A 22915-nucleotide genomic window follows, 5' to 3' on the forward strand; every position below is an offset into this window, starting at 1 on the left:
CCGCGCTCCTGAGCACTCTTGTGCACAGAGCGTGCCAGTTCCCGCCGTGGCCGCTGAAACCCTGACGTGGCAAGGCTTGCAGCGATTCCGGAGAAGACCGGGAAAGCGTTGATGTCGGACATTCCCGTGAGCCTTTGTCGCGCTCCCGACAAGGATGGCGACGTCTTCTGGCGAGGGTGACGGTCATCACCCGAGTGATCCGGAGGATTCCGGCAGTCACAACCGCTGCCCGCAGGGTCCAGCTTGCTGGCAGCTCCGGCGCGTTTCTCGCATGGCAAGGCCGCATTCACGCGGAGAACACGCCATGCCGACAACCCCCTCCAGCGCCCTCCTCGCCTCCTGGCGATCCGGCCTCCCCGGCGGCAGCATCGTCCCCTGGCGGTCGGTCGAGCCGGTCGCCGGCAAGCTAGAGGCGGGAACGAGCTGTCCTCGATGACACCATTCGCGCTCAGCGCCAACAGGGGACGTTATTCGGCGATAATCCATGAGTGTCGCGGGAATCAGCACGCATCGCACTGGCAGGGATTCGCCTTCGGCGTCGGCTTTCGGTGAGTACCCACCCGATTCTCTTGGATGGATGATGAAGTCGACAGCGAAGGAAGACTCCACAACGACGACCAGTGATTCACTGGATCAGCGATCCCGCCATGACCCGGCAAGACGCTCACCCTAGAAGCTCATGAAAGACCCGCGCTGGACAGCGATCTCGCAATCAAACTTTGCCTGGGAAAAGGCGGCGCTCGACTGGCTGCGTGATCGGCTCCCGGATCGCGATCCCTGGCACGCCTGGTCGAACTTTGAATTCATCGACGACGACGGCAAGGTCAACGAGGTGGATGCCCTGGTGCTCTCGCCCGTGGGCATCTTCCTGGTCGAGGTCAAGAGTCGCCCCGGCGTTCTGACCGGTGATGCGCATACCTGGACGTGGCGCACCGACGGGCGTGACTACGCCTACGACAACCCCTTGATTCTTGCGAACCGCAAGGCCAAACGACTGGCGACGCTGTTGCGTCGGCAATCGTCGGTGATCAAGGCCAGGTCCCGGGTGCCGTTCATCGAGCCCCTGATCTTTCTCTCGGCGATCAACGCCGACACCTTCAGGCTGTCAGGCAACGGGCGCTCTGGAGCCTTTCTCAAGGGTCGCCCCGACACCCGCAACGACGACGGGATCATTGCCCGCCTCGAGGGCACCGGGAATTACCCACCCAGCGGACCACTGCTCGGTCACGAACTGGGGCGTGTGCTTTGCCGCGCCGTGGTCGAAGCCGGCGTGCGCCCATCCAACAAACACCGGCGCATCGCTGACTATCAGTTGGGCGCCCTCATTCAGGAGGGCGAGAATTATCAGGACTGGGTGGGCGAGCACGTTTCGGCCGGTGTCCGCCGTCGCGTCCGGATTTATGGCTACGGCCTGGCGGCGACCGTGGACGCCCGGCAATCGCTGGTGCGCCAGGCGACGCGCGAGTTCCAGATTCTCGAAGGCGTCGATCATCCCGGCATCCTCAGGGTGCGCGATTTCAAGGAAAGCGAACTCGGCCCGGCGCTGCTTTTCGACTACAACCCGCAGGGCCGGCGACTCGATTTCCTGCTGCGCGAACAAGGCAATCAGCTCAACGCCGACCAGCGCCTGTCCATCCTTCGGCAACTGGCGGAAACGCTCAAGTACACCCACCAGAAGAAGCTGATACACCGGGCGCTATCACCACAGAGCATCCTCGTCCAGAACCAGGCTGGCGCCCCACTCCAGCTCGCGATCATGAACTGGCAGCTCGCCGCGCGCGGTGGGCAAGGGGCGGAGCAGTCGAACCTGACGGCTCCTGGCGCATCGGCGGGAACATTGGCACGTACCGTCGGAACCCGGCACGTTGAAGATTACCTGGAAGATCCGGCCAAGGTATTTCTCGCACCGGAAGCCCTCTGGGATGGGGCGCCAACTGGGCCCCACCTGGACGTCTTCTCGCTCGGCGCCATCGCCTGGCAGGTGTTCACCGGCGCGGCGCCGGCAACCGGCGCCTCCGAGCTGCAACAGAAACTGCGGGCCGGCAACGGATTGCGTATCTCCGACGTGCTGGATGGCGCCGGCCGGGCGCTGCAGGACCTGATCCAGTTCGCCACCTGCCCGGACGTCTCTGCCCGCCTCGGCTCGATGACGGATTTTCTTGAATACCTCGAGCTTGTCGAGGACGAACTGACGGCACCTGCCGAGTTGGCCACGGTGGACCCTGCTTCGGCCAGGGCAGGCGACCGGATCGATGGCGGTTTCACCGTCGTCCGTCGCCTCGGCAAGGGCTCGTCATCCGATGTGCTGCTGGTCACTCGCAGCCGCAACGGCGAAGAGCTGGTCCTCAAGGTTGCCCTGGACGCCAGCCACAACAGGCGCCTGCTTGCCGAAGGGGAGGCCCTGCGCAAGCTGCGCCATGCCCATATCGTCGAGTGGCGCGAAACGCTGACCGTTGCCGGCCGCACGGCGCTGCTGATGAGCAGTGCGGGCAAAGAAACGCTGGCGCATCTCCTGCGCAGCAACCGCCCGTCGCTGGATCTCGTCCGGCGTTTTGGCGACGAGCTGCTGCAGACGGTCGTCTTCCTGGAAAACGAAGGCGTCTATCACCGCGACATCAAGCCCGACAACATCGGCCTTTGCCCGACGTCGCACAGCGGTCGCCTGCAACTGATGCTGTTCGACTTCTCGCTGTCGAAAGCTTCCGTCGACAACATCCAGGCCGGCACGCGCCCCTACCTCGATCCCTTCCTCAGCCTGCGCAAGCCGCCACGCTGGGACATTTACGCCGAGCGCTTTGCCGCAGCCATGACGCTCTACGAGATGCTCACCGGCACACTGCCGATATGGGGCGACGGCGTCTCCGACCCGGCCGTGATCGAGCCCGAAGTCACGCTCGATGTCACCCTCTTCGACCCCAACCTGCGGGAAGCCTCGGCCGCCTTCTTCGGCAAGGCCCTGCGTCGCGACTTCCGCGAGCGTTTCGACAACGCGGAAGACATGCTGCGTGACTGGCGAAAGATTTTCGACCAGGCCGACACGCAAACCGCAGCCGACCCCTTCGCGCTCATCGCCCGTCGTGCGACGCGGGAAACGGCCATTGGCGAGCTCGGCTACGGTGTCGAAGCGCAGAACGTTCTCGACCGCATGGGGATCCACAGCGTTCGCGAACTGCTCGCCGTCGACCGCGTCCGTTTTCGTTACCTCAAGAGCGTTGGCGACAAGGTGCGCAAGGAGATTCGCGGCACCGCCAAGCGCCTCGCCCAGCTTCGTCCCGATCTCGTCGCCGGCGCGCCGACCGTTCTCGACACCGATGCCGGCACGGGTGGCATTCGCAGCCTCGACGAACTCGCCAACCACCTCTTCCCGAAGCGCGCCGCAGCCGACGAGCGCCCGGATGACGATGCACTCGCGATCTACCTGGGCCTGGAGACGGCCGAAACGGGCGCCGAGAATGAACGAAACGCGACGCTCTGGCCCACCCTGGGGGACGCAGCGCAGGCAGCCGGAATTGCCCGGCCGGCCTTGACCCATGCGATCGTCGCCGCGCGTGGGCGCTGGATCAAGTCAACTGCCATCAGCGAAGTGCGCGAGGAACTGGCCATCACGCTCAGCGCCAGTGGCGGCGTCATGGCCGTCACCGAAGCAGCCAGCTCGCTGCTGGCCAGCCATGGCTCGATCGAGCAGGACGACACCAATCGCCTGCGGCTCGCTGCCGCCGTGCTGCGCGCCGCCAGCGAAACCGAGGCCGACCTGGCACAACCGCGCTACCAGGTATTCCCCGGCGCCGCCAAGGGCGCCGTACCGCTGCTCGCGGCGAGTGTCGACCATGCCGACTACGCGCTTCGACTCGGCGCCGCCGCCGACAGCGTCATCGTCGCCGATGAAGAAACATCGGCTGGTGAAAGCCTGCCGACACCGCGGCAGGTGATTGAAAGGCTCGAAGCGGTGGATCGCCCGCACACCGTTGCCACCCTGTCCACGCAGCGGATGGTGAAGCTTGCGGCAGGTTGCAGCCAGCGCGCGGCAGTTTCCAGTCGTCTGGAACTCTATCCCCTGGCGATGCCGGCCCAGCGCGCCATCCGGATTGCCATGGGCTCGCTGATCGGTCCGCGTGTCCTGACCGAGAGCCAGGTACGCGAACGCATCATGGGGCGCTACCCGGATGCGGAGCCCCTGCCCGGCCGACCGTCGCTGGACAGCCTGCTCGGCGCGGCAGGTTCCGATCTCGTCTGGCGCACCGACGGCGAGGACGGTCCCGGCTACTACTCCGCGCACCGAGGCTTCGGCCCTTCGGCGGGAACGACCACCTTCCTGCACCGTGCCGACACGGTGGCCGACGACGAGCAAAGCGAAGAAGTCCTCGCCGCACGCCAGTTCGACGACCGGCTCAGGCACGCCATCAAATCGGGGGGCTTCCTGGTGTTGAGCGCCGCACCGCGGCTGGCGCGCCACGCCGAGGCGGCACTGCGGCGCACCATCGCCGGCGCCGACTTCCTGCCGATCAGCCTCGACCGCATCGTGCTCGAATCACTCAAGGAAGAAGCACGGCAGCGCAAGGTCGACTGGAGCAAGGTCCTCGAAGCCGACATCGGCGGACCGGGATCGCGCGACTGGAGCAACCTCATCCGCCTTGCCTCGTTCGCCAGGGCGCGCATGAAAGAAAAACTCACCGCGCAGGGCAAATCGCTGCTGCTGCTCGATCCCGGCCTGCTGGCAAGGCTGGACCTGCTGGACCTGATCAGCGACCTGCAGAGCATGGCCGGCAGGGCCGACGGGATTTCGTCGGTCTGGCTGCTGGCGCCAATGGCTGGCCAGGGCATGCCAACGCTGGATGGCGTAGCGATCCCGGTGATCACGCAGGCGCAGTGGGCAAGGATTCCAGACCGATGGCCAGGCCACTCTTCTCGTGCCACTGCCTGAATGACGAATCAACGACCCATCATCGAGCTTCCTGCTGCCGGGCAAGACCGGGAATTGCGGCAATCGCCGAAACATGAAGGAATCCCCTCGTGATCAACGCCGCCGCCCTCCTGCGCGACCTCAAGCGCCTGGCCACGACGATCGAATCCGACCTCCGCGAGCAGCTCGCCGCGACGCCGGACCTCGCTGCCTCGCTGGACCACGAATGGCAGGCCGCCCGCAACGCCGGGCGAATGGCTGCGACGCTGCACGACTTCAGGGAAGAAGCCATCACCCAGGCCGCCGTGCATTGGTTGCTGATGGGCCTGTTCATCCGTTTCCTCGAAGACAACGGCCTGATCGATCGCCCCTGGTTGAGCGCCGCCAACCCGGCCCGCCGGGCGCTGGCCCAGGACCGGCACGAAAGCTACTTCCGCGCCCACCCGGGCGACAGCGACCGCGAATACCTGCTCGCCGCCTACCGCGACGTCGGCCGGCTGCCCGGCCTGGGGCCGCTGTTCGACGAACGCCACAATCCGCTGTTCCGCCTGGCCGTCTCCGGCGACGGCGCGATGGCCATCGTCGGCTTCTGGCAGAAGATCGACCCGGACACCGGCACGCTGCGGCATGACTTCAGCGACCCCGAGTGGCGCACGCGCTTTCTCGGCGACCTCTACCAGGAACTTTCCGAAGCGGCGCAGAAGAAGTTTGCACTGCTGCAAACGCCGGAATTCGTCGAGGAATTCATCCTCGACCGCACGCTGAACCCGGCGATCGCCGAGTTCGGTTACCGCGAAGTGCGGCTCATCGACCCGACCTGCGGTTCCGGGCACTTCCTGCTCGGCGGCTTCGCCCGCCTGCTCGAATGCTGGCTGAAGAACGAACCCGGCCGCAACGCGCGCGATGCCGTGCAGCAGGCGCTGAACGGCATTTACGGTGTCGACCTCAACCCCTTTGCCGTCGCCATCTCCCGCTTCCGTCTGTTGATTGCCGCGCTCAAGGCCTGCGGCGAAACCAGGCTCGTCGAAGCGCCGAACTTCAAATTCCACCTCGCCGCCGGCGACAGTCTGCTGCATGGCCCGCGCTTGGGCCACGGCCAACTCGCACTCGGCGGCGAGGCCGAAAACCTCGGCCGTGGCGCGCTCGCCCACGCCTTCGCCAGCGAAGACCTGGCCGACCTCAACCGCATCCTCGGCCAGCGTTACCACGCGGTGGTCGGCAACCCGCCCTACATCACCGTCAAGGACGCGGCGCTGAACGCGGCTTACCGGGTGCGCTACGTCACCTGCCACATGAAGTATTCGCTTGGCGTGCCCTTCACCGAACGCTTCTTCGAGTTGGCGATTCCCGGTAGCGAGCGCGATCCGGCCGGCTACGTCGGCCTGATCACCGCGAACAGCTTCATGAAGCGCGAATTCGGCAAGAAGCTGATCGAGGATTTCCTGCCGCGCATCGACCTCAGCCACGTCATCGACACCTCGGGCGCCTACATCCCCGGCCACGGCACGCCAACGGTCATCCTCTCCGGTCGCGACCGGGCGCCGCTGACGTCCGTCGTGCGCACGGTGATGGGCATCAAGGGCGAACCCTCGACCCCGCCCGACCCCGCACAGGGGCTGGTCTGGCGGGCGATCGTCGAGCAGGTCGATTTCGCCGGCAGCGAATCGGTGTTTGTGTCGGTCGCCGATACCCCGCGTTCGACCTTTGCCAAGCATCCGTGGAGTATCGGCGGGGGTGGCGCAGCGGATTTGAAGGAGATGATTGAGGAAGGGCGGGATCGGCTGCAGTCAATCACTGCCTCAATTGGATTCGCTAGCTTTACGGGTGCCGACGAAGTGTTTGCCGCGCCAAGATCGGTATTCGCACGCAGGCTGTTTCCAATTTGTTTCGTGCGTGAGTTCGTCGTTGGCGATGCGGTACGCGATTGGGCAACGCATCGTCATGACGCCGCGTTTGCGCCTTACGCGAGCGACTTGACGCCGATGCCCCTGGACTCGAATGCTCCATGGGGAAAGGCGATGTGGTCCTACCGGTCAACGCTTGAGGGCGTAATCTCTTTCGCCGGAAGAACGCGTAAAGAGTGCGGTGACTTGTGGTGGACGTGGTATCGCTGGATTCCCAGCAAGTACGCTACCCCCCTCACCATCACCTTCGGCGAAGTCGCCACCCACAACCATTTCGTCCTCGACCGGGGCGGCAAGCTGTTCAACCGGACCGCGCCGGTCATCAAGCTGCCGGTGGGGGCCAGTGAAGACGAGCATCTGGGTCTGCTCGGCCTGCTCAATTCGTCGGTGGCGTGTTTTTGGCTGAAGCAGGTTTGCTTTCCCAAAGATGGGCAGTCCCAAATGTGGGATGAACGCTTTGCCTTTAACGCAACAAACGTTGGTGAGTTCCCCGTAAATGAAAACAAACCGGACAGCCTCACCCAAACCCTCGACCGCCTCGCCCAGGAATTCACTGCTCAGAGCCCGGCCGCACTGATTGAAAGCGCCGTGCCCACCCGCGCTGGCCTGGATGCTGCCCACGCCCGCAACCACAGCCTGCGCCAACAAATGATCGCCGACCAAGAAGAGCTCGACTGGCGCTGCTATCAACTTTACGGCCTGACGCAGACCGAACTGACCCACCCACAGCCGCCGGAAATCGCCCTCGGCGAGCGCGCCTTCGAAATCGGCCTCGCCCGCCGCATCGCCGCCGGCCAGGCCGAAACCACCTGGTTTGCCCGCCATGGCTCAACGCCGATCACCGAACTGCCGGCGCACTGGCCGGCCGATTACCGCTGCATCGTCGAAGCCCGCATCGCGCTGATCGAATCCGACAAATTCATCGGCCTGATCGAACGCCCCGAATACAAGCGCCGCTGGGCGTCGACCGCATGGAATGAACAGGAACAGACCGCCCTCAAGGACTGGCTGCTCGACTGTCTGGAATCGTCTCTGAAAGCCGCTGCGGCCGACACCCCGAGCCTGACCAGCAGCAACAGGCTGGCCGATCGCTTGCGGTCCGACGCCGATTTCATGCAGGTTGCCGAACTGTATGCCGGCCGCTCCGATTTTGACGTCGCACTACTGGTGGCGAACCTCGTGGCCGGCGAAGCGGTGCCCGTGCTGCCCGTCCTGCGCTACAGCGAAGCCGGCCTGCGCAAGCGCGCCGAATGGGAGCGCACCTGGGACTTGCAGCGCCGGGAAGATGCGGTCGACGCCGAGACAAGCGACGAATCCGAACGTCGGCGGCGCAAGACGGCCGAGATCGGCGACATTCCGGTGCCGCCCAAATACAAGTCGAGCGATTTCCAGAAGACCGACTACTGGCGTCTGCGCGGCGGACTCGATGTGCCCAAGGAGCGTTTCGTCAGCTTCCCGCATTGCAGCCGCGACGCCGATGGCAGCCTGGTCATCGCCTGGGCCGGCCTCAACCCGCTGCAACTCGGCACCGCCATCGCCACCTGCTATCTCGACATGAAGGACAACGAAGGCTGGCATGCCGAGCGCCTGAAGCCCCTGCTGGCCGCCATCGCCGAACTGGCACCCTGGATCAAGCAGTGGCATAACAACCCCGACGCCGAGCACGGCACCCGCATGGGCGACTATCTGGATGGGTTCGTCGATGAAGAAGCCCGCGACCTCGGCTTGACCCGCGAGGCCGTAGTGGGCTGGCAGCCGCCGGCGACTACCGTTCGTCGCGGTCGACGGCCGGCGATTTGAGGCGGATGGCGATGAATGATCCTGCAAAAGACAGCGGCAAAGGAGTCTTGTGCCATGCGCCTTAAGAAAATCACCTTGAATAATTTCCGCTGCTTCGAGTCCTTCGAAGTGACGCTCCACCCAAGACTGACCGTGTTCGTCGGCGAAAACGGGGCCGGCAAGACCGCCGTCCTTGATGGCATTGCCACCGCGTTGACGCCTGTACTGAATTATCTTTCGTCGGCAAACCAGCGGCTTACCGGTCGGGGTATTGGGGATGCGGATTTCCGCGTTGAACCGGCGACAGTCCGCGCGGGCAAGGAGCGCTGGAAATTGGCTGACTTCGCGCAGGTTGTCGCGGAAACCGTTGACGGTCTGAAATGGGACTATTGGCGGCCTTCTGGTACCAAAGGACAGGAACCGAAAACCAAACATGGCCTGACCGAACTCAAGAATCGCCTGCTGACCATCTCGGAAAGCTACAAATCTTCCGCGCCTGCACTGACGCCCGTGTTTTCCTATTTTGGCGCGCGGCGAGGCTATATTGAGGTGCCGGAACGCTTGCGCGAAAGCAAGGAAAATTATGCGTATCCAACCTCCGCTCTGATCGGCGCGCTCGATTCCATGAGTGATTTCAAGGAACTGCTGAAATGGTTCGACCGAGAAGAAGCCGCCGAGTTGCGCGCCAATAAAGGTGTTGCAAGCGATGATTACGTTCCTTCTCCGGCGCTTGATGCCGTTAGAGAAACCATCAAGACATTACTCGATGGGACTTACCAGAATCCCTATTTCAATCGGGATCACAAATTTGTCGTGGAACCGTCTGACGGCGGCGCCCCTTTGCTGGTGACTCAACTGAGTCAAGGCTATCAAAGCATGTTGGCACTTGGCGTTGATTTCGCGCGCAGGCTGGTTTTGGCCAACGGTCACATGAATTATGGCGACCAGAATTCGATTGCCATCGCTCTCGAAGAACTTCATACCTTGCGCAGACCCGATAAAGTAGCTGAAAGTCTCCCCGTTTCCGCACCGCTGATCGCACCGGCCATCATGCTGGTGGATGAAATCGACCTCCATCTTCATCCCTCGTGGCAGCAGCGCGTGCTAGACGATTTGATGCGTGCTTTTCCGTCGACGCAATTCATTGTGACGACCCACAGCCCGCAGGTTATCAGCACGGTCAGGCGAGAAAATATCCGCGCATTCAGTACAGACACGGACGGCAGGACCGTCGCGACCGAACCACTGGCAAACCCCTACGGCCAGCCCAGCGGCGATGTTCTGCAGAGTGTGATGCTGGTCAACCCCCAGCCCCCCGTTGATGAAAAAAGTGACCTTGATCGCCTGACGAATCTTGTCGATCAGGGGCATTACGAGTCAGACGAAGCCAAAGACTTGTTTCGCCGCCTTGGGCAAGCCTTTGGGCCCGGACATCCTCAATTGCTGCGCTTACAGCGGAGCGTCAGCCGCCAGACTTTCCTGGTGCAAAGGGACGGTGAGGGATGAGGCATGTTGCACCGACGGGCGCCGGGCCCGTAGCACTTTTACAGGCACATCAAACGCCCCCAGCATCATCAGATGAAGCAACGCGTCGCTGGCATGGGTTTGCACCGTGCAAGCAAGCGGTCATCGATCGCCTACTGCAAGATCAGTACATGCTCTGTTGTTACAGCGAGTTGCGTGCGGATTTGCACGGGTTGGGTTATCACATCGAACATATTGAAAACAAGAGCCAAAATCCGCAACGAACCTTTGATTGGTCCAACCTTGCTGCAAGTGCCTTGAGCAGTGACGAGGGCTTGCCCAAGCTGGCTTCGTACCGCGCTGCCATCCCAGGCAAGGTTGAAGTGAATTTTGGTGGCCATGCTCGAGAAAAACAGAATCAAGTTGATACGGTGCAGTTCGTTTCGATCCGTGACCCGCAGTGCGCTTCCTATTTCGCTTATCTGTCCAATGGCGAAATGGGCCCGAATCTGAATCGCAGCCTGGCAGATCAAGCCAGGGCCGAATACACGATTCGGCTGTTGAATTTGAATAGCCCCTATCTCGTCACCTTGCGCCGAAATCTTTGGGACGAGCTGGATGCGCTTTTGGCGCAACATTTGGATCAGGGGTGGAGTGTTGAGCACTTGTGTCAGGGAGAAATGACTCCTCATGGTTGCCATACAGCTCCCCATTATCTTCCGGCACTCAACTCTTTTTTTAGTCTGACGCGCCAGTTCTTCGGCCCTGTAGCCGAGAAAACCTTGCGGCAATGCGCACCAGGACTTGTATGACAATGAAAGTTTCTTCGTCAAGGAAATCGGGCGGACCTGCGCTCGGCATTTCCCGGGATGACCGGGTTTTCGCCGCAGAATCTGTGTTCGCTGCGTCAGTTCATTGTGATTTATCGGCATGCGCCAATTCGCCAACAGATTGTTGGAGAAATGCCCAGAGACTGGATTGAGCAGCGCCTCTGTTTGACAAGAAAGGGAGTAGCACATGCAAGCTTATAGAACCTATGCACGGGTACAGCCAGGCGGGGAGCTTGCCCTCAGCCACGTGCCCTTTGCTCCCGGTTCGCTGGTCGAGGTGCTGGTTGTCGGGTCGGAGCGGAATTCCGCAGAGCGCGAGCAGGAATGGGGCCGGTTGATGCAGACGGTTCAAAGCCTGCCGCAGGCCGCGACGATCGGTGATGCCGATATTGCGGCGGAAATCGATGCGGCCCGGGTCGCACGATGAAGGTGCTTGTCGATTACCTGACTGCCGGCGATAGCGACTTTAGCGAAGCGCGCCGTCTGATTTCGCAGGTCAAGATCGTCAGCGCGCGTGAATTTGCCTTGGCCGCTGGACTGGATTTGTCATGACGCTGATTCGTGAGCTGATACCGATCCCCGAGCGGGTCCATCAAGGGGATTTCGTCCTCAAACTGTCCGATGGCGTCCGCGCCGCGGACGAAACACTGGGCAACTACGTGGTCACGCCGCAATTGGCACAGGCTTTCGACAATGCCCTGGCCTTCATCCAGTCGGCACTGGCGACGCGGCAAAGCAAGGCAGCCTACCTGCATGGCAGTTTCGGTTCGGGCAAGAGCCATTTCATGGCGGTGCTGAACCTGCTGCTGGCCGGCAATACGCGGGCGCGTTCGATCAAGGAACTGGCCAGCGTCGTGACCAGGAGCAACGCCTGGACCGAGGACAAGAAGTTCCTGCTGGTGCCCTACCACATGATCGGCGCCCGCAACATGGAGTCGGCCATTCTCGGCGGCTACGCCGACCATGTGCGCAGCATCCACCCCGATGCGCCAGTGCCCGGCTTCTACCTGGCCGAGGGGCTGTTTCGCGATGCCCAGCAACTGCGGGCGCGCATGGGCGATGACGCCTTCTTTGGCAAACTGAACGAGCACGCCGGCAGCACCGACGGCTGGGGCGAGCTTTCCGGCGGTTGGGATGCCGGCAGCTTCGAAGCGGCGATGCTTGAATCACCTCGGGGTGACGAGCGTACCCGTCTGGTCGGTGACCTGATTTCGTGTTTCTTCAGCGCCTACGCCTCGGTCGCCCGCAGCAGCAGCGGTGGCCAAGGCGAGGCCTTTGTCAGCCTCGATGATGGGCTCTCGATCCTTTCCCGCCACGCGAGCGAGCTCGGCTACGACGGCGTGATCCTCTTCCTCGACGAGCTGATTCTCTGGCTGGCGAGTCGGGCAGCCGACGTCGCGTTCGTCAGCAGCGAAGGGTCGAAGCTCTCGAAACTGGTCGAGGCAGCCAATGCCGATCGACCGGTGCCCTTGATCAGCTTTGTGGCGCGTCAGCGGGACCTGCGCGAACTGGTCGGCGACAACATGGCCGGCGCGATGCAGATGCAGTTTGCCGACGTGCTCAAGTACTGGGAGGCGCGCTTTCACAAGATCATCCTCGAGGACCGCAACTTGCCGGTCATTGCCCAGGCCCGCGTTCTCAAGCCGGCGACGGAAGCAGCCCGACAGGTGCTGGACGCGGCTTTCGAGGATTTCGCCAACAGGTCGAGGACGGTGACCGACACGCTGCTGACATCGAACGCCGACCGCGAGATGTTCCGGCTGGTCTACCCGTTCAGCCCTGCACTGGTGCAGACCCTGGTGGCCGTGTCGAGTGTGCTGCAGCGTGAGCGCACAGCCCTGAAGCTGATGCTGCAACTGCTGGTTGACCGCCGCGACGACCTGGAACTGGGCCAGATCATCCCGGTCGGTGACCTGTGGGATGTGATCGTCGATGGGGATGAGCCCTTCTCCGATGCCATGCGCCTGCACTTCGACAATGCCAAGCGCCTCTTCCGCCAGAAGCTGGTGCCGCTGCTCGAGCGAGCGCATGGGGTCGTCTGGGAGGATCTGCGCAAGCCGCAGGCCGATGCTGCGGTCGACCCCGTGCGTGCACGGAATTTCCGCAACGACGCCCGCATCCTGAAAACGCTGCTGTTGGCGGCCCTGGTCCCCGAGGTCGAGTCGTTGAAGGCCCTGACGGCGCAGCGACTTGCCGCCTTGAATCATGGCTCGGTGAAGTCGCCGATTCCTGGCCGCGAGGCACAGGACGTATTGAAGAAGTGCCGTGACTGGGCAGGCGAAGTCGGCGAACTCAAGATCACCGACGAGCAGAATCCGGTGATCTCGATCCAGGTCACCGGGGTCGATATCGAGCCGATCGTCAAGGGCGCCGAGGGGCACGACAACACCGGCAACCGCCGGCGCAAGATTCGCGAGATGCTCTTCGGCGAACTCGGCATTCCGGATCGCAACGAGCTGTTTACCTGTTTCTCGTTCTGGTGGCGCGGCACCCTGCGCGAGGTCGAAGTGCTTTACGAGAACGTGCGCGAACTGGCGGATGATCGGCTACGCGGGCGTGACGGGGCATGGACGGTCATTCTCGACTTCCCGTTTGACGAACCGAACCGCACCCCGGCCGATGATCTTGCCCGCCTGGACCGCTACAGCGGCGAAGGCTCGCAAACGCTGGTCTGGCTGCCGGCCTTCCTCTCGGAAAAGGCCTTGAAGGATCTGGGGCGCCTGGTGGTGCTCGACTACATTCTGACGGGCGAGCGTTTCAACGACTACGCCGCGCATCTGGCGCAAGTGGACCGGGCACAGGCACGTTCCCTGGCGAAGAACCAACGCGATCAACTGCAGCAGCGCCTCAAGCAATACCTCGAGGTCGCCTATGGAATCGCCCAGGATCCGCGCGAAGCCGTCGACCAGAAGCTCGGCGTGGCCGACCAGTTCCGCACCCTCGACCGGACATTCCAGCCACAGGCGCCGGTGGGCGCCAATCTGCGCGAGGGATTCAGCAACCTGCTGGACCAGTTGTTCACCCACAGGTATCCGGCACACCCGCAGTTCGAGACCGAGATCAGGATCGCCGTGCTCAAGAAGGTCGAGGCGGAGCTGGTTCGGGCGCTCGAGGACAAGGACCGGCGCGTGCATGTGGCCGATCGTGCGCTGCGGCAATTGACGCGTGCGGTGGTCAATCCCCTGCGCCTGGGCAACATGGGTGCGACCCACCTGGTGCTGGAGAATCACTGGCGGACCCATTTCCTGCAAAGGCAGGCTGCGGATGGTGAGCCCGGCGCGCCGATCACGGTCGCCCGAATGCGCCAATGGATCGACGATCCGAGCCCGATGGGCTTGTTGCCGGAAGTCCAGAATTTGATCATCCACGCGTTTGCGACGATGACCAATCGTTCTTTCTTCCTGAACAACGGGCCCTATCCGCCGACCCTCGAAAACACGCCGAACGAGCTTGAGTTGCGCGAGCAGGCACTGCCCGGCGAAGAGGACTGGAAAGTGGCGATCCGGCGTGCCGGCTTGTTTTTCGGACTGACGGTGGCGGAATCATTGAACGCCGGCAATGTGGCTCGATTGAAGGATCAGCTGGCTACTGAGGCGAGCTCCAGGCTTGCTCCCCTTCAGGATTACGCCAAGGCACTGGCCTTCAAATGGCGGACCTTCGGCATTGCCGGGCAGGATTCTGATCGGATCAAGACAGCCGAAGGTGCCGCCGCCCTGCTCCTCAGCATGACGGCGCCCAATGCCGACGTGATCAGCACCCTTGCGGGCGCGGCGATCGCGACGACCGAGGCAGCCTATGGGCAGACCATCGGCAAGGCGAAAGCGCTTGACGAAGCTTTGAAGACGACGGACTGGGAACTCTTCACCGCCGTGATCGCGCTCGTGGATCACCGCAGGATTGCCGCCCAAGCGATGCGGGAACGGCTGGCGGAGATCCTGGCGAGTGACGAGCACGCCATCGGCCTCAGGGCTGCCCTGGCCGAGCAAAAGAACAAGGCTTTGAAGCTGTTGACGGAAGCACCTCCGCCCCCGCCCGCGCCGGTCGTGCCACCATCACCCCCGATACTGCCCATACCGCCAACGCCGGGGGTTCGCGTCGTGCGTGAAGTCGCAAGGAGCGACCTTGCTCTTGCTGATGCGATCAATTCCCTGGATGAAATTCGCGCGGAGCTTGCCAAGGATGCCGACTATCGACTGAGCATCTCGTGGAAAATCACGAGGAAGGGCTAAGCCGGTGAATGTATTGCTCAACCCGTCGGTGCGCCAGATCGTCGCCCAGGTCGATGCGGTTCTGCGCCACGATCGAACGGCAGCGGTGATCGCCATTCGTGCGCAGCACGACGAAAGCTGGCCATCGACGTTGGCGGTTGGCGAGCGGGAGTTTTCAGTGGCCTGGTGCCCGTCGCCGATTGCCGTCCGGGAGCAGCTGCTGGCGCTTGCTGACGGGGCGATGGACGATCCAGGCCCGGTGTCCAGCGAATCGCCCGGAAAATTGCCTGGTCTGGTGGTATTGACGCCTCTGCCCGATCATGTGCTGGGCGCCGACGTGCTTGCACGGTTTTCGCGTGGCAAGGTTTTTTCGGTTGAAGCGTGGGATATGTTGCGCCATGCGTTTCAGGCCAGGGCAATCGATTCGCGGCTTGCTCGCTGGCCCTGGGTTGCCGAGGCACTGTTGGAGAATCTGCCGGCAGGGGGCTATCCGCCAGTCGCCGGCGGCGTTCTCGATGTTGACGCGGCCTGGTCGCAGGTCTTGCGCTGCGTTCTTGGGATGACCACCGAACATGGGGGGCGTCCCGACCTCGCTTCGGTCTTGCGCTGGACCCTCTCACCCGAGGCAACACGTCGCTATGGCGATCTTCATGAGAAGGCACGCCAACAGGTCGGTGAATGGCTGATCGAGATTCTCGGTTCCTGTGGACGGTTGGTCGCCCAGGTGCTGGAGGCGGGCTACGGCGGCGAGTTGATGCCGATCGCCCTGGTGTGCGGCATGGTCCTCAAGCGGCCTGACGATACGCCGCTTGCACCGGAATTGCTGGCCGCGGCTGTGCGTCTGGAGCGCTACACCGGCGGGACGCCAATTCCGCTGCGGGAGGGACTGCGTTTGCATGCGGCGGCCGTCCAGGTCGCAAAAGCCATGGATGCCTCGACTCTGATGCCTGTCCTCGATGTGGCAGACCAGCTTGTGGCATCGCTTCACCTGATGGCGTTCGCCGAAAGATCCAGCGACTTGCCTTCGGGGTTCAGCGCACGCCTGAGCATTTTCGCCAACGCAATTACAGAATTTCTCGCAACAGGGCCCGAGAAGAAGCCGGCTGCTCGCGCGGCTGCCACGGCCGCGGTGCTGGTCGCGGGCGGCGCCGTCAGGGAGCATCGCCTCGCAGTTCATCAGGCAAACCGTGTGCGCCGTGTCGAGATGGCCATGCGGCTGGTCCGCTGGCTGTCGAACGCTGAGCCCGGCCCACACATCGGGCTGGATTCGTTGGCGAAGTCCCATGCCGACGAAGGCGCATTTGCCGACTGGGCTCGCCTTGCCTTGATGGGAGGCGATGACCTGGCTGTCGTGACTCGTGCCTACAGTGCCTTGCGCGAAGCGGCCCGGGTCAGACGCGAGTCCTCGAACAGGCAGTTTGCGGTGGCTCTGTCGGCCTGGAATCAGGGGGGATGCCCAAAGCTCGACCCTATCGTCCCGGTAGAGCAGATCATCGCCGACGTGCTCGCTCCCGTGGCAACGCTGGCGCCGGTGCTGCTGCTGGTCGTCGATGGCCTGTCGTTTCCGATTTATCGGGAACTGCTTGAGGATGCACAGCGACAAGGCTGGAATGAAGTCTTGCCGAGTGCGCAGGACAAGGCATCGGTTGGCCTGACCACCATTCCATCCATCACCGAGATCTCCCGCACCAGCCTGTTTTGCGGAAAACTGCTGCAAGGTCAGGCAGCCAACGAGAAGACCGGCTTTGCCCAGCATCCCGCACTCGTCCCCCTCGTCGCATCGAACCGGCCTGGTGCCAGACCGGTCTTGTTCCATAAAGCTGAGCTGACATCGGCCAGCGATGGCGTCACCCTGTCCGAGGTGGTGCGCGATGCCATCGGCAGCCGCGAGCGAAAAGTCGTGGCCGTTGTCTTCAATGGTGTCGATGATCACTTGTCGGGCTCGGCTCAACTGAACCACCGCTGGGCGCTGGATGATCTGCGCCTGATCAAGCCACTGCTCTACGAGGCACGCAACGCCGGGCGCCTGGTTCTGATCACTGCCGATCATGGCCATGTGATCGACGAGGCTACACATGCCCTGGCGAATCCGGCGCAGGACAAGACCGTTGCGAGCGGTTCAGATCCCGCAACGGGTGATCGCTGGCGGACTGTTGCCGGCGCTCCTGTCTCTGCCGAAGAGATCATGCTCTCCGGCGGGCGGGTGATGACACCGCATGGGCAACGGCAGGTCGTCGTTCCGTGGAGCGAGACGCTGCGTTATGGCTCGCGGAAAAACGGCTACCACGGCGGCATCAGTCTCCAGGAAATGCTGGTCCCCATCACGCTTCTGACTACTGGCAGTGTGCTGCCAGAGGGTTTGCGCCATGCACCCAGCACCGCACCCGCCTGGTGGGAGCTTGCTGCCGAGACAAGCCCTGCATCCCCCGGCTCGCAGCCTCTGGCCAAAGCGCTCAGCAGGAAGACCAAACCGCAAACACCAGTAGCCTCGGGACAGCAGTCCTTGTTCGAACTGCCAGCGCTTGAGGTGGTTCAGGCCACGGCAGTCGAGCCGGACTGGATTTCTGCGTTGCTTGAATCAACGGCATTCCTGTCGCAGAAACAGTGGGTGGCTCGATCTGGTGTGACGGATGAAGAGATCCGTTCGCTGCTTGAAGCCCTGTCGGAGCGAGGCGGAAAAGTGTCCAAGCAAGCGCTGGCTGCACGCTTGGGCATGCCTTTGCTGCGGGTTTCGGGCTTCGTCAGTGCAGCGCGTCGCCTGTTGAACGTAGACCAGGCTCCTGTGCTGACCCTCGATGAAGCGGAGGGGACGGTCGGGCTGAATCGAGCGCTCCTTGAGACGCAGTTTGGTGGGCGCACCGGGAGAGCACAATGATCAGTCCGGCCCGTCGCTCGGAGATCATCGATGCCTTGCGTCGGGGTACGGTGCCGCGCAATGGCCTGGATGCTTTCGCAGTCGGCGTTGAGCGCTTGCAGGCGACGCTCGACGACGAACTCGCGTCGGTCAGTTCGGGGCGCGCCGTGTTCAAGGCGCTGCGCGGCGAATATGGCAGCGGCAAGACGTTCTTCGGTCGCTGGTTGCAGGAACGCGCGCGTGCCGCCGGCTTCGCCAGCAGCGAGGTGCAGATCTCGGAGACAGAAACCCCTCTGCATCGAATGGAAACGATCTATCGTCGCCTGATCGAGCGGCTTGCCACGGCCGACGCCGGGGAAGGGGCATTCCGCGGAATCATCGATGGCTGGTTTTACGTTCTCGAGCAGGATGTGCTGGCCGCTGGCCAGCTTGACCCGAACGATGCGCAAGGGCTGATGGCCGCTACCGGCGTGCTCATGGAACAGCGACTGGCAAGTATCAACAAGGTGGCTCCCGCGTTTTCGGCAGCCCTGCGCGCGTATCGCGAAGCGGTGGCGCGCGGCGACACGGCCTTGGCCGAAGGCCTAGTGAGCTGGGTATCCGGACAACCGAACGTGGCAGCACAGATCAAGCGGGCGGCAGGCCTCAAGGGCGATATCGATCACTTCGGTGCGGCAAGCTTCATCGCCGGGGTCCTGGCGATCCTTCGCGATTCGGGCTACCACGGTTTGATCCTCGTCATCGATGAGGTCGAGACCTTGCAGCGAATGCGGGCTGACACCCGGGAAAAAGGGCTCAATGGCCTGCGCCAATGGATCGACGAGATTGATGCGGGGCGCTTCCCCGGCTTGTACCTGATGATCAACGGCACGCCTGCGTTCTACGATGGTCCGCAAGGGGTGCAGCGGCTGGCACCCCTGGCGCAGCGCCTGCATGTTGATTTCAGCACGGAGGCGCGTTTCGACAATCCGCGCGCAGTGCAAATCCGCTTGCCCAACTTTGACCTGGCATTGCTGTCGCAGGTGGGTTGCAAGGTTCGCGACATCTTTGCCGAGGTTGCCGTCGATGCGGACCGTGTTCGATCCCTCGTAGACGACCGTTATGTGCATGACCTGGCCGTCGCCGTCGCAGGAAAGCTTGGTGGAAGGGTCGGGGTCGCGCCACGGATCTTCCTGAAAAAACTGGTCGCTGACGTTCTGGACCGTGTAGACCAGTTTGCTGATTTTGCTCCCCGTCAGCACTACGCGCTGACGCTTGCGCCCAACGAATTGACTCGTTCCGAGGCCGCAGCCTCGGGACTTTCCAGCATCGATGCCATTGAACTCGACGTCGAATGAGCGAGGAGCCAGCAGCCTTTGATCGCCTGCATCCAGCCGTTCAGCATCACATCGTCAATTCGCTGGGGTGGAATGGGCTGCGTCTTACGCAGCAGGCGGCAGTAGGCCCTATTCTCGATGGGCAGCACTGCATCCTTTTGGCCCCCACGGCCGGTGGGAAGACCGAGGCGGCGATATTCCCCGTTCTCTCGCGGATGCTGTCGGAAGACTGGCGCGGCTTGTCCGTGCTGTATGTTTGCCCGATTCGCGCACTCCTGAACAACCTGGAACCTCGCCTTTCGTACTATTTCGGCTTGCTGGGACGACGTGTCGGCGTCTGGCATGGCGACATCAGTGACTCGATCAAGAAAAGAGCGATCAAGGATCCTCCGGATCTCTTGCTGACGACACCCGAGTCTCTCGAAGGGATGTTGATTTCGGCGAACGACGACAAGCGAAACCTGCTTCTTGACGTCGGCTTGATTATCGTCGATGAACTGCACGCCTTCTGCGGTGATGATCGCGGATGGCATTTGCGATGTCTGATTCAACGAATGCAACGACTTGCTGGAAAGCGAATCCAGGTTCTGGGCTTGACCGCCACCGTCGGCAACCCGAAATCATTGATCGACTGGCTGCTTCCAGGCCAAGCAACCACAGTCATCGGCGATGGGCAATCCGGATACGATGCGGATCTCACCATCGACTTTGTTGCTTCGCTCGAAAATGCGGCAACAGTAATCTCCAGATTGCATGCTGGCGAAAAGCGCCTGGTTTTCTGCGATAGCCGGGCGAAGACCGAAGAACTCTCGGCATTGCTTCGCGACCTGGGCGTCCGGACCTTTGTTTCTCATTCCTCGTTGTCTACGGACGAGCGCCGGCAAGCCGAGAAGGCATTTGCCGAGGAGCCGGATTGCGTCATCGTGGCGACATCCACTTTGGAACTCGGAATCGATGTCGGTGACCTGGATCGGGTCATTCAGATCGACGCCCCTGCTTCAGTAGCGTCCTTTCTCCAGCGCATGGGGCGAACGGGTCGGCGCAAGGGAACGATGCGGAACTGTTTGTTCCTGGCGACGGACGACGAGGGGTTGATGATCGCCAGTGCGATCGTTCGCCTCTGGCGCGAAGACTTCGTCGAACCGATAAATCCTCCTGTCACGCCATGGCATTTGGTCGCACAACAGGCAATTGCGCTGATCCTGCAGCACCGTGGGTTGGCGAGAGCTGAACTTCAAGCGGAATTGACTGATCTCTTTTTTGACCTCGACTCGAACAGGATTTCGCGGATCATCGGCACGATGCTTTCTCGTTCCATTCTCTGGGAGGATGAAGCAATCGGCGGCTTGATCGGTTTGGGCGCAACCGGCGAAGATGAATTCGGCCGACGCCACTTTGAGGCGATCGTTTCCACCTTCAATTCTCCGTTGCTACTGACCGTTCTGCATGGTCGGCGCGAATTGGGTTTTGTTGACCCAGTGAGCGTTCGGGCAAATGAGGAATCGGCGCCGACGCTGATTCTGGCTGGCCGATATTGGCGAGTGGTGACTTCGGACTGGAAGTCGCGCGTCGTCCATGTCGAGCCGAGCGAAAACAGGGGGAAGGCCTCGTGGCTGGGATCGTCAAGAGCACTTCGCTTTGAACTTTGCCAGAAAATGAAGGCGCTCCTGATTGATCGCAAAGTCCCGGCCGTTCTCTCGAGTCGGGCACGAAATCGACTCGACCATGTGTCATCGTCGTTTGCCTTCCTCGAGACCGGCAGGACTACCGTTGAAAAAACGGTTGCCGGTAACCGACCGGAGTGGCGATGGTGGACATTTGCGGGCAACGCGGCCAATTTCTTGTTGGCCGAAATGATGAGCTTCGCCGGGAACAAGTCAAACACTCACGACAATTTGTCTATCAAGCTGACTTGCCCAGCGAACGTGGCAGAGGGAATGACATTGCCTCCCGAGCTGACGCAACAGGGAGAAAAGCGGATAAGGCAAATCGGCAAGGATCTGAAGTTCAGTTTGTGCCTTGAGGACGATGATGTTTCCAGCGTGGTGAAATCTCGCTTGCTCGACTGGAGAGGGGCTGCATCCATTATGGAACAAATAGTGGTGGTGTCCGGGGAAGGTTGACTGGAAAGCCATGAATCCGGCTCCCCATCTGGCGCTGATCGGTGCCGGCGTCGCTGGCCTGTCCTGCGCCACGGCGCTGCAACAGGCTGACCCCCAGGTCAAAGTGTTGGACAAGAGTCGCGGCGCGGGCGGACGCATGAGGACGCGTCGAGTTCGAGGTCCTCGACCGAACCGGCCTCGGCAGCCAGGCCCATGACCGAGTTCTGCGCCTTGCTGTGCAGGATCAGTCGCGTCGAATCGGCCCTCGGGTCGCAACCGACGATCATCACCTTCTTGCCGATCTCCGCCAGCGCGGCGACGAGGTTCTGGGTCGTGGTGGACTTGCCGATACCGCCCTTGCCATAGATGGCGCCCTGACGAAGTTTTCCCATGATGCAATCTCCTTGTTGAAGTCCTGCGTTGAAATCATCTGAAGCAAGGAAGAATCCCGCGCTCCTGACGACAGCTGTGCACACCCGAGTTCGACAAAAATACGGCTAAGTGATTGTTTGTGCGCAATTCACCGGTTCGGAATTGGCACTACAGACGTCTAGCGGAGGGCTCGGGCAGGGCGACGGTGTCGAACAGCTCCTTCTGTTGGGGGGTGATGGCGGACAGGCCGGAGGCTGACTGGCGTTGATGCAGCGTGACCTGGTGGTACTGGATGTGGCGGGCGATCTCCAGGGCGCGCTCCGGGGAGAGGGGGCTGGCCTTCGCCTTGAGGCGCAGGCGCAGCACCCGATAGAGCAGCAATGCCAGGAAGCAGATCAAGGCGTGCGCCCGGATGCGATCCGGCAGGCGGTGGAAGACCGGCGCGATTTCGATCTCGGACTTCAGAACACGGAATCCTCGTTCGATGTCCGCCAGCGCCTTGTAGCGCGCCACGATCTCGGCCGGGGGAGAATCCGGAACGTTGGAAACGAGGATCAGCTTGCCATCCATGAGCCGCGCGCGCCTCAGCGCCCGTTCGTCGATCTCGTAGGTGAACACCTCGGAGGCGAGATTGACCTTGATGATGTGCGCCAGATGCGCGTCAGCGACCGCCTTGTAGAAACGGGCGATCGTGCCGGCGTCTGACAGCTTCTTGCCCGGGTGTTTCTGGCCGGCCTCCTGGCCATCGAGTTTCTCCGCCCACTGCGCGGCATCCCTCTCCAGCGCCGCAATGCGCTCATCGCGTACGCGACCCTGCTCGCTGGCCCTATCGGGGCGATGGGCAACGATCAGACGAAACCCCTCCCACTTCAGCTCACCAAAGACCTCTGCCGTCGCCGGCCGGCAACTCTTCTCGTGGAACGGGGTGAGCAGGCGGTCAAAATCCCCGTAGCGCCGCGCCGGGACGGCCAGAATGAACTCCAACGGCTGATCGCCGACGCGCAGCGCCCGGATGGCTTCGAGATTGTCGAGACTCAGCAGACCCCGATCGGCGACCAGTACCACGCGTTTGATCGGATAGCGTGCCAACACTTTCTCGATCGTCGGCACCAGCGTCGTCGTCTCGCCGGTATTGCCGGCTGTTAGTGGCTGCGAAGAACCGCGGATATCTGGCGCGCAAAGATGG

11 protein-coding genes and 2 pseudogenes are annotated in these 22915 nt (G+C 62.3%); 11 read left to right on the forward strand and 2 right to left on the reverse strand.

The features are described 5' to 3' along the window. Nucleotides 1-679 precede the first annotated feature (679 nt). The 11 genes from pglW to V5B60_RS17550 all read left to right on the forward strand — a co-directional run bounded on the left by pglW (nucleotide 680) and on the right by V5B60_RS17550 (nucleotide 21574). Entirely contained in the window at nucleotides 680-4921 is a 4242-nt protein-coding gene (gene pglW, locus V5B60_RS17500; RefSeq protein WP_332348665.1) for a BREX system serine/threonine kinase PglW, read from the forward strand. Between the two features lie 89 nt (nucleotides 4922-5010). After that, nucleotides 5011-8604, forward strand: a complete 3594-nt coding sequence (gene pglX, locus V5B60_RS17505; RefSeq protein WP_332348667.1) for a BREX-2 system adenine-specific DNA-methyltransferase PglX — start codon at nucleotides 5011-5013, stop codon at nucleotides 8602-8604. A gap of 15 nt (nucleotides 8605-8619) precedes the next feature. After that, entirely contained in the window at nucleotides 8620-10089 is a 1470-nt protein-coding gene (locus V5B60_RS17510) for an AAA family ATPase (protein WP_332348669.1), read from the forward strand. After that, nucleotides 10086-10859, forward strand: a complete 774-nt coding sequence (locus V5B60_RS17515) for a retron system putative HNH endonuclease (RefSeq protein WP_332348671.1) — start codon at nucleotides 10086-10088, stop codon at nucleotides 10857-10859. The genes V5B60_RS17510 and V5B60_RS17515 overlap by 4 nt, the downstream gene beginning before the upstream one ends. 205 nt (nucleotides 10860-11064) lie before the next feature. Next, complete coding sequence (locus tag V5B60_RS17520) at nucleotides 11065-11304, forward strand: hypothetical protein (protein WP_332348673.1); 240 nt, start codon at nucleotides 11065-11067, stop codon at nucleotides 11302-11304. Next, nucleotides 11301-11429, forward strand: coding sequence for a hypothetical protein (locus tag V5B60_RS17525; RefSeq protein WP_332348675.1), 129 nt, complete (start codon nucleotides 11301-11303; stop codon nucleotides 11427-11429). Before V5B60_RS17520 ends, V5B60_RS17525 begins: the two co-directional genes overlap by 4 nt. After that, nucleotides 11426-15106, forward strand: a complete 3681-nt coding sequence (locus V5B60_RS17530) for a phage resistance protein (protein ID WP_332348677.1) — start codon at nucleotides 11426-11428, stop codon at nucleotides 15104-15106. The genes V5B60_RS17525 and V5B60_RS17530 overlap by 4 nt, the downstream gene beginning before the upstream one ends. 4 nt (nucleotides 15107-15110) lie before the next feature. After that, on the forward strand, nucleotides 15111-17960 hold the full coding sequence (pglZ, locus tag V5B60_RS17535) for a BREX-2 system phosphatase PglZ (RefSeq protein ID WP_332348679.1): 2850 nt from the start codon (nucleotides 15111-15113) through the stop codon (nucleotides 17958-17960). Then, nucleotides 17957-19276 carry a BREX system ATP-binding protein BrxD gene (brxD, locus tag V5B60_RS17540; RefSeq protein ID WP_332348681.1) on the forward strand — a complete coding sequence of 440 codons (1320 nt, stop codon included), beginning with the start codon at nucleotides 17957-17959 and terminating at the stop codon, nucleotides 19274-19276. Before pglZ ends, brxD begins: the two co-directional genes overlap by 4 nt. Continuing rightward, complete coding sequence (locus tag V5B60_RS17545; protein WP_332348682.1) at nucleotides 19273-21378, forward strand: DEAD/DEAH box helicase; 2106 nt, start codon at nucleotides 19273-19275, stop codon at nucleotides 21376-21378. Before brxD ends, V5B60_RS17545 begins: the two co-directional genes overlap by 4 nt. A 10-nt stretch (nucleotides 21379-21388) precedes the next feature. Next, entirely contained in the window at nucleotides 21389-21574 is a 186-nt protein-coding gene (locus V5B60_RS17550; protein WP_434735343.1) for an NAD(P)-binding protein, read from the forward strand. On the opposite strand, the pseudogene V5B60_RS17555 reads toward V5B60_RS17550, so the two are convergent. Together V5B60_RS17555 and V5B60_RS17560 are read right to left on the reverse strand one after the other, a co-directional pair. Next, nucleotides 21525-21749 (reverse strand): annotated as a pseudogene (locus tag V5B60_RS17555) (AAA family ATPase); the annotation flags it as partial. The gene V5B60_RS17550 and the pseudogene V5B60_RS17555 sit on opposite strands and share 50 nt — an antisense overlap. Before the next feature lie 148 nt (nucleotides 21750-21897). Beyond that, nucleotides 21898-22869 (reverse strand): annotated as a pseudogene (locus tag V5B60_RS17560) (IS1634 family transposase); the annotation flags it as partial. Between the last annotated feature and the right edge of the window lie 46 nt (nucleotides 22870-22915).

It is taken from the genome of Accumulibacter sp., from assembly GCF_036625195.1.
Lineage (GTDB): Bacteria > Pseudomonadota > Gammaproteobacteria > Burkholderiales > Rhodocyclaceae > Accumulibacter.

Bases quoted from the DNA above. Each gene is read 5' to 3' on its own strand.
- V5B60_RS17510 (WP_332348669.1), top strand. From the start codon at position 8,620: ATGATCCTGCAAAAGACAGCGGCAAAGGAGTCTTGTGCCATGCGCCTT.
- brxD (WP_332348681.1), top strand. From the start codon at position 17,957: ATGATCAGTCCGGCCCGTCGCTCGGAGATCATCGATGCCTTGCGTCGG.
- V5B60_RS17550 (WP_434735343.1), top strand. From the start codon at position 21,389: ATGAATCCGGCTCCCCATCTGGCGCTGATCGGTGCCGGCGTCGCTGGC.
- V5B60_RS17525 (WP_332348675.1), top strand. From the start codon at position 11,301: ATGAAGGTGCTTGTCGATTACCTGACTGCCGGCGATAGCGACTTTAGC.
- V5B60_RS17520 (WP_332348673.1), top strand. From the start codon at position 11,065: ATGCAAGCTTATAGAACCTATGCACGGGTACAGCCAGGCGGGGAGCTT.
- V5B60_RS17515 (WP_332348671.1), top strand. From the start codon at position 10,086: ATGAGGCATGTTGCACCGACGGGCGCCGGGCCCGTAGCACTTTTACAG.
- pglW (WP_332348665.1), top strand. From the start codon at position 680: ATGAAAGACCCGCGCTGGACAGCGATCTCGCAATCAAACTTTGCCTGG.
- V5B60_RS17530 (WP_332348677.1), top strand. From the start codon at position 11,426: ATGACGCTGATTCGTGAGCTGATACCGATCCCCGAGCGGGTCCATCAA.
- V5B60_RS17545 (WP_332348682.1), top strand. From the start codon at position 19,273: ATGAGCGAGGAGCCAGCAGCCTTTGATCGCCTGCATCCAGCCGTTCAG.